This window comes from Microcoleus sp. AT3-D2, assembly GCF_036705715.1.
Taxonomy (GTDB): Bacteria; Cyanobacteriota; Cyanobacteriia; order Cyanobacteriales; family Microcoleaceae; genus Microcoleus.
This window is the reverse complement of sequence record NZ_JAUBVE010000113.1, coordinates 1-12849: the sequence shown is the minus strand read 5'-3', so window position 1 is coordinate 12849 and position 12849 is coordinate 1. Positions and strand designations below refer to the sequence as shown.

Annotated in this window: 7 protein-coding genes; 4 read left to right on the top strand and 3 right to left on the bottom strand. The window is 45.0% G+C overall.

Annotated elements, in window-relative coordinates:
• Positions 1-225: 225 nt before the first annotated feature.
• The 3 genes from QUB44_RS28875 to QUB44_RS28865 form a co-directional block, all read right to left on the bottom strand.
• On the bottom strand, positions 226-3057 hold the full coding sequence (locus tag QUB44_RS28875; protein ID WP_333372885.1) for a PAS domain S-box protein: 2832 nt from the start codon (positions 3055-3057) through the stop codon (positions 226-228).
• Positions 3058-3099: 42 nt separating this feature from the next.
• Entirely contained in the window at positions 3100-4104 is a 1005-nt protein-coding gene (locus tag QUB44_RS28870) for a BMP family protein (protein WP_333372883.1), read from the bottom strand.
• Positions 4105-4308: 204 nt separating this feature from the next.
• The gene (locus QUB44_RS28865; protein ID WP_333372881.1) at positions 4309-6483 is read right to left on the bottom strand and encodes a glutamine synthetase III; all 2175 of its coding nucleotides are present in this window, start codon (positions 6481-6483) and stop codon (positions 4309-4311) included.
• A 910-nt stretch (positions 6484-7393) separates the two neighbouring features.
• On the opposite strand from QUB44_RS28865, the gene QUB44_RS28860 reads away from it, so the two are divergent.
• The 4 genes from QUB44_RS28860 to QUB44_RS28845 all read left to right on the top strand — a co-directional run bounded on the left by QUB44_RS28860 (position 7394) and on the right by QUB44_RS28845 (position 12264).
• Positions 7394-7657, top strand: coding sequence for an HNH endonuclease (locus QUB44_RS28860; protein WP_106331281.1), 264 nt, complete (start codon positions 7394-7396; stop codon positions 7655-7657).
• 66 nt (positions 7658-7723) lie between these two features.
• Entirely contained in the window at positions 7724-8419 is a 696-nt protein-coding gene (locus QUB44_RS28855) for a hypothetical protein (protein ID WP_333372877.1), read from the top strand.
• Positions 8416-9177, top strand: coding sequence for a DUF1822 family protein (locus QUB44_RS28850; RefSeq protein WP_333372876.1), 762 nt, complete (start codon positions 8416-8418; stop codon positions 9175-9177). The genes QUB44_RS28855 and QUB44_RS28850 overlap by 4 nt, the downstream gene beginning before the upstream one ends.
• A 57-nt stretch (positions 9178-9234) precedes the next feature.
• Positions 9235-12264: a CHAT domain-containing protein gene (locus QUB44_RS28845; RefSeq protein WP_333372873.1), complete on the top strand. Its 3030-nt coding sequence runs from the start codon at positions 9235-9237 to the stop codon at positions 12262-12264.
• Positions 12265-12849 lie beyond the last annotated feature (585 nt).

Here is a 12849-nt window from a genome sequence, read left to right as displayed (position 1 = left end):
CCCGTCAGGGAAAGAAGCAGAAACCTAAGTTGTGAGTCTTAGGAATCCTCGCCCTTATAGGGCGGGGTGGATGTCAAAGGTGTCTATCATCAGAAACGCTATATAGCAATTCTAAATCATTTGTGAATTTCTTACTCCCTCCCTTTACTAAGGGGAGGGTTGGGGAGGGGTAAAAAAATTACGACTCCTGCAAGGATTGCTATATATAGAGAAATGCGATCGCAGTTATTTACCAACGAGTGCTACAGCACCGCTTTGCAAAACAGGAATTTCAATTAAGAACTCTGCTCCTTGATCGGGTTGAGAGAAGCACTGGAGTAAGCCACCGTGCTTATCAACTACAATTTGATAGCTGATGGATAGCCCTAATCCAGTTCCTTTACCAGTTGGTTTTGTGGTGAAGAAGGGATTGAACACCTGTTGTCTAACAGTTTCTGTCATCCCAGGCCCATTATCTTGAATTTGAATCACCACGTTTTTAGAACAACCAGGCCCAGTTTCGTTTGTGACTGGCTTAGTCCGAATAGTGATGCGACTGGGATTTGTTTGGATATCTTTTCGAGAACGCTGATTATCGTAGTTTTCTAAAGCATCGATCGCATTTGCCAGAAGATTCATAAAGACCTGGTTCAACTGTCCGGCATAGCACTCTACTCGCGGTAAGTCGCCGTACTCTTTGACAATTTCAATAGCAGGATGAGCCGGGTTTGCCTTCAGCCGATTTTGCAAAATCATCAATGTGCTGTCAATTCCCTCGTGGATATCAACTGGCTTCATTTCTGCCTCATCCAGCCGCGAGAAGTTTCGTAGCGACAGGACAATTTGACGAATGCGATCGGCTCCTACCTTCATTGAAGTCAGCATTTTGGGCAAATCTTCACTAATGTAGTCCAGCTCGAACTCTTCAATTTTTTCCTGAATTTGGGTATTAGTTGGATAGGTTTGCTGGTAAAGCTGAATCAACTTTAGTAAATTTTGCGTGTAGTCGGCAGTATGGCTCAGGTTGCCATAGATAAAGTTGACTGGATTATTAATTTCGTGAGCAACACCAGCAACCAGTTGCCCCAAACCTGACATTTTCTCTGCCTGAAGGAGTTGTGCCTGAGTTTGCTGCAAGGTTTTGAGTGCAACCTCAGCTTCCTCTTTTGCTTGCCTTAACGCAGCTTCGGCTTGCTTGCGTTCAGTAATATCCATTGTCAAGGATGCAACTCCAACAATCTTTCCAGCATCCCCTACTAAAGGCGTATTGAACCATTCGCAAATAATGGTTTTGCCGTCTCTGGTAATATTTTCGTTGACACTGTAGATTCCTCCAACCTGACTCAACAACTGGTTCATAACTTGATCGACTATCTTTCTGGCAGACGCAGGCACAATTAATTCTGCGGCATGGTGTCCCATCGCCTCTGTAGCCGTGTAACCAAAAATCTGCTCTGCCGCTGGATTCCAGGCAGTGACTTTAAAGTTTAAATCCCATTCCACAACTGCCAGTGCACTTTGGCGGAATAGAAAAGATAGTCGCTGTTCCGACGCTTTGAGTTCTTCTTCTGTCTGTTTCCGTTGAGTAATGTCAATCCCTGTTTTGATGATGTACTCAATTTCACCTTGATCATCGACTAAAGCAGTATCTGACCAGGCAATAAGTTTGAGTTGTTGATCTTTGCTCACCCAACTGCCTTCATACTGTTGGGGAAAATTACCAGATTGTAAAGACTCAAAAGCAGTTTTGGCTTGTCGAGCTAAGTCTGAGTTCGGGAACAATTCCCAAATGTAGCGCCCTTTCACTTCACTAAACGAGTAATGAGTCGTTTGTTCGCAAGCTCGGTTAAAGCGAACGATTTGTCCCTGCGGGTCGAGCACAACTACCAGGGCACCTGCAATTTCAAGAATAGCTGAAACAAAATTGCGTTCCACTTCAACTGCTGTAATCAGTTCCTCTAACTGGGTTGCCATATTGTTAAAGGCGATCGCCAATGTCCCCAATTCGTTTTGGCTGTGGATGTTGACCCGTGTATCTAATTGCCCCGCACTGAGTTCAGTAGCTGCCGTGGTTAAGCGCTGTAGCGGCACCACAATTTGCCGAATAAATAGAAAGCCAATGCCAACAGCGACGATCGTCACCACCGCCAATGAGCCTCCCATAATTGAGAGCATTTGGTAAACGGGAGCATACGCCTCAGCCGTTGGCAGTTCTACAACCACATTCCAATTCACGCTCCGAATTAAGGTACTGGCTCCCATTACTTCTACCTGCTTTAGACCCTGATAAACATTAAGGTGCTTAGTATCTTCGGATGCTTTTAAAAATTGAAAAAAGGGACGCTTAGAAATATCTTGAAGTTGAAACGTTTCTGGCTTACTACCCTTTTGAGCAATGAGAAAATTACGCTCATCAACTACATAGACATAACCCGTATTGCCAACCCCCGTTTGGGAAACAATAAACCAGAGAAAGTTGAGATTTATCTCTGCTAATAGCACCCCATCCACCTCATCTCGCTGATTCCGAATCGGAACCGCCATAATGGTTGTTAGTTGGTTGGTTCGAGGATTGATTTCTACAGGACTGACATAATCTTCCTGTTGTTTGAAGGCACGAATAAACAGTGGCGAATTGGCGGGATTTTCTAACTTGAGCGGTTCGTAGGGTGAAACTGACGCGACAACTTGCCCCTTCCGGTTCAAAATGGCAACGGCTTCATAAGCATCATTATGACGAGTCAACCCTTCCAACAGGCTCTGCTGCACTTGAGGTTGAAAGTTTGTGAGTCCTTTGACCCTAGCTAAATAGCTGAGTTTTCGTTTCAAGTCATCTAGATAATTATCAATCTGCCCTCCTGCTGTATGACTACGCTCTTCTTGGAGCGATCGCGATTGCTGGATCTGCGCCTGAAAGCTGAGGTAGATCAGCAAGCCACCTGTGGGCAGTAAGCTCAGGAGAACCAAAAATATCAAACCATACCGGAGCTGATTTGCAATAGAAAAGAAGCGTTGCCAAGGATGAGAACGGGAGCTTCTGGCAATCGGCAGAACGCGATCGTTGCGTTGATTTTGCATCGGACTTAAGGATCAATATTGGTAAATCAATTAATGCGCGCACTAAGGAGACACATCAATTTGGCCAGTCGTCACAGCTTCTCGGATGGTCTTGAAAGTGTCCTCTTCCTGAGACGTGAGACTACCACGGAAAGGGGCAAAGTCGTAGATCTTTTCCTTGAGCCCAAACTTGTAAAGTTTTCCTTCCCAGCGACCTTGCTGGGTTAACACTGCCACATTTAGCACCAGATTGGGAATGTCCTGCAGAACGCTAGTTAGGACTTTGCCGGGAGCCACTTCATACTGATCCTTTGTCCTACCAATCACAAAGACTCCTGGCTTTTGCGAAACGGCTTTTAGCGCGGCTAAGCCTGCCTCACCGGCGTTGAAAGTCAAAACATCTACTCCAGAGGCAACCATATCCGTTGCAATTTTGGTGGCTTTTTCCGTATCAACCCAAGAATCTAGAAAAGCTGTCGAGGCTTGAACAGATGGATTCGTTGCCTTCACTCCCCGCCTAAACAAGGCTTCTTCTTCTTTGTAAACCGGATAAGGTTCACCCACAATATAGCCAACTTTATTGCTTTTGGTCTTGATGGCCGCCAAAGCGCCTGTGAGGTAGCCCACCTCACCCGATCGAAAGGCAACAGCCCCCAAATTTTTGTTATTCCCTGGATGCGTTGTAATCAGGGCAAATTTCGTTCGCGGAAATTCTTTAGCGACCTTTTCGGCAGTTGTGGAATAGGCACCACTGGCTGCAATTACCAGGTCATAGCCTGACTGGGCATATTTGCGAATGGTAGGTTCACTATTTTCACCGTCTATACTGTCCGTAATGTCTACCTCAGCATTAAATTTATTTTTGATTAGATTCAATCCTTCAAAGCAAGCTTGATCCCAACTTTGGTTGTCTTTGGCGCCTGTGGTGAGCATTGCCACTCTAAAGCTGCTAGAGGTGCTTGCTTCAGGGGAAGAATTTACGTTCGGAGTCGATCGACTGCAACCGATCGCAAAAACCAGAGCTAGAGCCGCCAGAGTCATGTATTTCAAGAGAGATTGAATTCGCATAAGAGCTTTTCGCAGCAAGGCAAGTTTTTTTTACGCCAAGAAATTATTTGAAGGGTATCTCAACAATCTTCAGAACTCTTACTCTCGCTCGCATTTAATGACTCTGACAGATTCAGCGTAACACTCATTTAAGCTCAACAACAAGTAAGGACACGGCACTGCCGTGTCCTTACTACTCTAACCTGGAATTAACCGAATTCGCGATTACTTAACAAACAGCATTTCTTGATAAGTAGGCAGCGGCCACAAATCATCAGCCACTTCACCTTCCAGAGCATCCGCATACTGGCGAACCTCATCCATCAAAGGACGAATTGTTTGCGAAGCATACTGCATATGGTCTTCTGTCGAAGCAAAATCGTGCTTGCTCAAAGCAGCACTCAACTTGCTCGCAGTATCCATCATCGACTTAACCAGCACCGCTACTTTTTCGGCACTTTCCTTTTCGAGTTCAATGCCAATCTCTTTCAACTTAGAAATCGTGCCGGAAAGTTCAGCTAAATACCTCACCGCTGCCGGGTAAATGATGGTTTTTGCCATGCTTGATACCAGTTTTGCTTCGACTTCAATTGCCAGCAAATACTGCTCTGCATAAACATCGTAACGGCTTTCCAATTCAACGGGAGTCAGAACACCTGTCTTTTCAAACAAGTCTTCAATGTATCCTTCCTTCAACACGGGTAAAGCATCTGCCGTAGTCCGCAAGTTAGCTAAACCCCGTTCCTCAACGGCCATTTTGTGCCATTCTTCCGAATAGCCGTTGCCACCAAATACAACCGCACCGTGCTCGTCCATCACTTCTTTCAGAAGTGTTTGGATGGCAGCATTCAGTTCAGTTCCGTTAGCCAAATCGCTTTCTAATTTGTTAGCAATCCAGTCCAAAGAATCTGCAAGAATTGTATTCATAGCCACCAGCGGCCCGGAAACAGACTGACCGGAACCTACTGCACGGAATTCAAATCGGTTTCCAGTAAAGGCAAAGGGCGAAGTCCGGTTTCTGTCTCCAGCATCCTTCATGAAAGTAGGCAGTGTTTCTACACCTAAATTCATAATTCCCCGACCTTGAGAGTCCTTAACTTCTCCCCGGCTAATTTGCTCGAAGATATCTTCTAATTGCGAACCCAAATAGACAGAGATAATTGCTGGCGGAGCCTCATTTGCACCCAATCGGTGGTCGTTGCTGGCAGTCGCAACTACCGCGCGCAACAGCGGGCCGTATTTGTGAACTCCGCGAATCACAGCGCCGCAGAACACTAGAAATTGTATGTTCGAGTGCGGTGTATCGCCGGGGTCTAATAAGTTTCCTTGGGTGGCATTCCCGACCGACCAGTTGACGTGTTTGCCGGAACCGTTAATGCCGGCGAAAGGCTTCTCGTGCAGCAAACACATAAAACCATGTTTCTTCGCTGTGTTGCGAAGAATTGTCATGGTTAATTGTTGGTGGTCGCTGGCGACGTTTGCTGCTTCAAAAACTGGTGCAATTTCAAACTGACCGGGAGCTACTTCGTTGTGGCGGGTTTTGGCAGGAATTCCCAGCCGGTACATTCTTTCTTCTACTTCCTGCATGAAGACTTGAACGCGCTCTGGAATCGCTCCAAAATAGTGATCGTCAAATTGCTGACCTTTGGCAGGAGGTTTGCCGAAAAGCGTGCGACCTGCTAGCAGTAAATCGGGGCGGCTGGTGGTGAAATTGGCATCTACCAGGAAGTATTCTTGTTCGGAACCGCAACTGGAATTGACCGGAGCAACGTCGGTATTTCCTAATAGCTTTAACACTCGGGTTGCTGCTTTGTTCATTGCGGCAATGGAACGCAAAAGCGGGGTTTTTTTGTCTAAGGCTTCACCTGTCCAGGAGATGAAAACAGTAGGAATGCACAAGGTCATGCCGTTGTCTGTTTCCATGACATAAGCAGGGCTGGTGACATCCCAGGCTGTATATCCGCGAGCGGCGGCAGTGGAGCGAATGCCGCCGTTGGGGAATGAGGAGCCATCGGGTTCGCCTTGTACTAGAACTTTGCCTGCAAATTCTGAGATGACGGAGCCGTCGCCTTGCACTGAGATGAAACCGTCGTGCTTTTCGGCGGTGCTGTTGGTGAGCGGGTAAAATACGTGGGCGTAGTACAGGGCTCCTTTGGAAATAGCCCAATCTTTCATTGCTGCTGCAACTACATCAGCTACGGAATCATCGAGTTTTTGGCCAGTTTGAACGGTGTTTTTTACTGATTTGAAAATGCTTTTGGGCAGACTTTCTTGCATCTTGCTCAGAGTAAAAACGTCTGTTGCCCACATATCTTCGAGCCGCTTGGGAGGCCGGGCCGGCATCAGTTTGCGGTTGACGATTTGAGAAATTGCTTGAACGCGCGATTGGTTTCCACTCATGGTTATTTTTATGGGGATTGCAGGACGAGTAGTTGAGAAAAAATAGATGTTAGCAAAAGTCTAACGATTGACAAATATGTTGGATTCACCCAACGTTTTTAGTCAAAGCTAACTTTTCGGAGAATGCCTTTTTTGGCAGACTCTAAAAGATTGGAGGAGCGAGGCTCAATCACTTCGCCGTCCATCGGGTGTGACAATCCAGTGTGAGATGCGGTTGGATTTCGGTTATTAGCAAGAAAATAGATGACAAGAGCCTGTACTCATTTGAGTCAACATGATAGATGCCTGCGCTGCACAGATTTAGTAGCTAATCTTCACTCTGGTCAGCTCAAAATTTTTGTGCGAATCAATTCCGATTAATTCAGATCAAAACTACTTATGGTTTTTAACGGTTCGACGATCGATAAATCGCAGTCCAGCAAACAACGCACTCGTTTAGGGGTTTTGGAGAATTATGGAGAGTACACAATCTACACTTGGAGAGTTTAAACAATCATTAACCAAATAAATGTATCGCAGGCTACAGAAGTTTAGTTTTTTTTCCGAAGGGTCGATCGCACGCAACCGCAGGATTTCAGTGTAACAGGACGCGGGGCGCTGAAACTGAGGGGCGATCGTACATTTACAGTCCTGGACGCAGGCACACTATATATAGTGTGGGAAGAAAGGGATCTCGCTTTTTCAAACTTTTGAGCAATCGTCATCAGATTAAAAATTTAACTTCTCACAAAATCACCGACTCTCTTATACAACAAGCGAAAGACGTATAGCTGGGTATTTAAGTTCATTTCAATGTGATGAAAAGACTTAAGGCAAATGTTATCCCTCTGTTAGAAACTGCTGCGTAAATTTTTAGCAGGGAGCTGATACGTAAATGAACACGTAACAGCCGTGAGGCTCCCAAAGCTTTATGTCCCCAGCTTCAAGACGCAACAAGAGACGCCAACTTCTGGAACTGTACGGAAATCAATGCCACTGGTGCAACAAGTCGATGCAGAAATCTGAAAGAACTATCGAACACTTACTCCCGAAAAGCTTAGGCGGGTCTAACGCGCTCTATAACCTGCGTTTAGCCTGCTTCAGTTGCAATAATTCGCGTGGAAATAGCCTGTTCCCCCCTCCCGGCAAGAACTTACGCACACAAAGAGCTCAACCACATGAGAAAATAGCTTAGGATTTTCGCACGATCGCGAATTTTCATAGCTAATAGACTAACTAACTTGCTCCTCAAAAAAGTCGCATGGATGACCTAGATCGACGGTTAAGCGCTCTAATTGCAGAGGTGCGCCAACACCCAGCCCCAAGCAAAAAATGGCGAACAGCCATCAACAAGCTGTTATTGCAAATTCAACAACTACCAGGACTCAAAAAGTCATCTCATCCAGATTATCCTGAAGCCCTCAATCGTACTTTTGAATGGGTTAGTCGCGAGATTGCTAAATTTGAGCCGCGCCAATCTTCTGTTTCAAAAAGTTTGCTTAACTGGATCAACGTCTACCTGGGTTGGCGAATTCAAGATTTGTACTCTCCTGACAAAGATGCTCCAATTAGTTTAGATGCTCCGATTGCGGTAGATGCTGGGGAAACAACTCGGCTCGAACTATTACCCGATCTTACGCTCAGCGGGTTGGATGGCACGATCGAAATTGCTCAGAAAGAAACCATTCAGCGAATTGGTCTCCAACTAGAACTTTACATTGAGCAAGATCCAGAAGGCCAGCTAAAAAATAGCCACCCTCGTTCTTACCCGGAGTGTAACTGCCAATTTCTCAGCAAAAGAAGAGTGTTAAAAGACCCTCCTGACAAATTTCAAGACTTAGCAAAAGAGTTAAACGTTAGGTACACAACCCTGAATTCTCACTGGAAGAGAAAATGCGAACCCTCGTTGCAAGAAATAGCTCGCACTCTAGGATATAAACAGGAACCACAACCATGAACATCGCAGAACTACCTCTGTTAACAGTACCGCTAGAATTAAAAGCTCACGAAATGGCGCGACAGTTGGCAGCCGTTCAAAGTACAGTCCAAAAAGGAAAACGAGTTTACTTGAATGCACTGGCAGTTTACGCGGTTCACAGCTATTTTAAATGGCTGCAAATTGAAACAGATTTTAATTCTTCCGATAGCTTCAATCCAGCAAAAACGGCGCTAGCTAATGTCGCTGACTTGGTAATCCCAGGTATTGGCTCCTTAGAATGCCGCCCAGTTTTACCTGGTGAAACAACTATATTCTTACCCGAAGAAGTAATAGAAAATCGGATTGGATATGTGGGAGTACAGTTTAGCGATCGCCTTGACTCCGTACAACTATTGGGATTTGCTCCCAGCTTAGATAGCTCAAATCCACCGCAACAAATAGCAGTAGCAGAACTGATGCCGATCGACAATTTAATCGAACAGATTACTCGTTTAGAAGAAGCGATCGCCTTCTTAGAAACTGACGATCCAGTGGCGGTACAGGTGCGCTCTACGATCCAAACTCAATCGCAGAGCAATATTGTTGCCCAATTAGAGCGTATTTATCGAACTTGCGACGAGTACGAGTGGCGGTACGCAGGGGGAGAGATGTTAGCCGGAAGTAGCGCAGGAGGGGAGTTTACTCGTGAAAGTGTAGATAGCGCTGACACTGATTTACAAGATTTAGCCGAAGCACTGCTGGAGAAGTTAGCAGAAATATGGAGGGAGGCTGCGTAATTTTGGAGCGGATGGCTGATGTATATATGTAGTCTCCCTTCGTAACCTGTAAAGAATATGGCAAAAGGATTCGGCCAGAAGAAAACTCCCCCAGCGACAAAACGCCAGACATCACAATGGGATTCCATCCAAGAGGAAACTCGCGATCGTTTATTCTTTCAATTATTAGACGCTATTTCAGAGAGTCACAGGAATTTTCAAACGGTTGACCAAAGGATAGCGCGAGAAATTAACCTCTTGCTTGAAGCTAACCAAGAGCAACTTGATGAACACTTTGTTAAGGTGTTGCGATATCACTCGTCTGCAATACTATCGGAAGTGCCACCCAAAGGGCAAAAAGGAATCGCTGCTCGCCTTATGATTTTGAGCTACTGCATCCATGAATTTAAAAAAGGAAATGAAGCCAATAATTTAGAGATTGCCATTGCAGGTTACGAAATTGCTGTCACCGTCTTAACCTACGAAGCTTTTCCAGAACAGTGGGCAGCTTGTCAAAACTCTCTCGGTAATGCTTATCACCGCCGTTTTAAGGGCGATCGCGCCGAAAATCTAGAACGATCGATCGCCTGCTGCCAAAATGCCCTACAAGTATTGACTCGCGAATCTCGTCCCATAATGTGGGCAGAAATTCAAAAGAATTTGGCTATTGCTTATGGCAACCGAATTCGCGGAGATCGGTTAGAGAATGCAGAATTAGCAAGAATCGCTTGTTGCACAGCAATGGAAGTTTACACCCGCGAAGCAATGCCTGAAGCATGGGCTCAACTTCAAAACAATTTAGGTCTTATTTATCGCGATCGCATCTACGGCGACAAGGCGGAAAACTTGGAAAAAGCGATCGCTTGTTATCAAAACGGCCTGTTATTCCGCACCCGCGAAGAATTCCCGGAACTTTGGGCGCAAACTCAAACGAATCTTGCCTCTGCTTACCGCCATCGACTTCATGGAGATGCGGTAGAAAATATGGAAAAGGCGATCGCAGCTAACAAAGCAGCATTACAAGTTTATACTCAAGACGCTTTTCCCGCAGATTGGGCAGGAGTGCAAACTAATTTGGGCAACGCTTACGTGCATCGACGTAAGGGCGATCGAAATGAGAATTTAGAAATGGCTATTGCTGCCCATCAAGCTGCTTTAAAAGTCTTTAACCCCGATGATTTTTCTAGAGAGTGGGCTATGACTCAAATGAATCTGGGTAAATGTTACTTCATGGTTGAATCACGCGAAAAAGCGATCGCATCTTATCAATCTGCTTTGAAAGTTTGCACGCCAACAGCTTTTCCATTTGAATGCTTTAACGCTGGAGAAACCCTTGGAAAAATAGCATTTGTAATGGGAGATTGGCAGTTAGCCATTGAGGGATACGGTATCGCGATCGAAGCCGTAGAAACCAGCCGTACTTGGGCAACTTCGGAATTGCGCCGCCAAGAAATTTTGTCAGAGGCGATCGATCTTTATGCCAACATCGTGCAAGCTTGCATCAATAACAAGCAGTTAGATAAAGCTGTTGAATATGTAGAGCGATCGCGCTCTAAACGCCTCGTAGACTTGATGGCAAGCAATGATCTCTACTCAAGTGCAGAAATTCCTGCTGAAATTCAACAGTATTTACAAGATTTTGAACGCCTACAGCAACAAATTGACAAGGAACGAGGGCGCAATCAACCTACCAACGACTTTGATAACAGCAAACTTGATAACAGTCGCGCAGCACTAGCAGCTTACAATCAAACAATAGCTGATCTGGAAGCTGAAAAGCTCCTAATTTGGGAACAACTCCGTCGTTTAGATCCGGTGCTGGCTGGTCAAATTCGAGTTAATCCTCTCAAATTCCCATCCATCCAGAAGCTGATCGACAAACCCACTACTGCCATTATTAGCTTTTACGCCACTGTTAGCGACACCTTGATATTCGTCGTGCGGCAAAACGAGATTACCCTGCAAAGTTGTGCTAGTTTAGGATTTGAGGCTTTGCACGGATGGATTTTCCAAAATTGGTTAGGACAATATGTTAACGATAAAGATTCTTGGAAAGAAGAGTTAGTTGGGATGCTAGCTGAAATCGCAAAACTGTTAAATTTGAAGGATCTAATCTTATGGCATTTAGAAGGAATTTCTGAACTGATTATAGTTCCTCATTTTGCCCTTCACCAAATCCCCTTCGCTGCACTACCCATCGGAGACAACCGATATTTAGGAGACAAATTTCTGATTCGTTACGCACCTAGTTGTCAAGTGCTAGAGTTCTGCCAGCAACGCCCTTCTTTAGGCAATAACCTAAACTGTGGCACTATTGAAGATGCGACGGGCGACTTACCTTGCGCCAGTTTTGAAGGAGAGCAACTGGCAGTTCTTTATAGCATCCCAGACAATCGACGTTTAAAAGGTCGCCATCAAGCTACAGTTAGTAACTATCGAGAACTGGCGCAAACCGTCCAAATCCTCCACTCTAGCCATCACGCCCAGTCGCGCTTTGACAATCCCTTAGAATCGACATTAATTTTAGGAGATGGCTGCATTACTTTAGGTCAGCTAATGACTCCTGCATGGCGTCTCCCTCAGTTGTCGGATGTATTTCTTTCCTGCTGTGAAACAGGATTGGGATTGACTGAATTTACGGGCGATATCCTTACTTTTTCTACAGCTTTCTTGTCAGCGGGAGCCAGAAGTGTTATCAGTACGCTTTGGGCTGTCGATGATTTAGCGACAGCGCTTTTCTCGATCTTTTACTATCAAGAGTGGCAGCAGGGAAAGAATCGCCCAGAAGCTATTAGACAAGCTCAAGTTAAATTGCGAGAGCTTACGGGCCATACCTTAGCTGCTAGTTATAAACCCCAGCTCACAGAACTTTTGAAAGAGAAACTTAAAGAAACCGACGCGCTCCGCAAAATATCCCAGGCAGAACGAAAGGCTTGCTCATCCGGTTCCTCAGATTATCGGCAATGGGATGAAGAATACAAAAAGTATGATAAAATTGGTCAACAGATTTATCGATCTCGCGAAAATTTAGATAAATTTTGTCAAGAATCAAAGCCTTTTTATCACCCTTTTTACTGGGCGGCTTTTACCTGCACTGGGATTCGGTAAAATAGCTATTAAAGAGGAATTTAGCCACACCTAAATAAACCAGTATAGCAGTTCGAGCATTAGTTAGGAAAGTTCAACTAATTCCGCAGGAGCCTCACATTTCACCGCAACGGGAGAGTATGAGAGGAATGGGGGTAAAAGTTGGGGGTTCGATATCAGGTGCAGATTTGGGTTCGACTGCTTTAACAGTAGTGAGAGGAATGGGGATAAAAGTTGGGGGTTCGATACCCCCAACTTTTACCCCACATTCCGCAGATGTGATTCATCTTACTGATATTTTTGAAAAATCAAAGCCATCAAACTTTTTTTAGTCTAACTTGTTTAACTTTAATTTTTATTTTTGTTGAAAATTAGTAGAGAGTATCTCAAGTTGCATCCCGGTTGTTTTCAGTGACAATAATTTGCCTGGGGGGTGACAAAGAGAGCTAAGAGCTAAGCCTAATCTGAGTTGCAGCCCTCATCCCCCGTTGATAAAAGTGGCGCTTATTCGGGGTTAATTTCATTAGAGCTCCTGCGAAAGTCTGAGAGAGTTGTAAAATAGATAGAAATTCAACTAATCTAAAATGAGTTACAAACAAGTTAAGA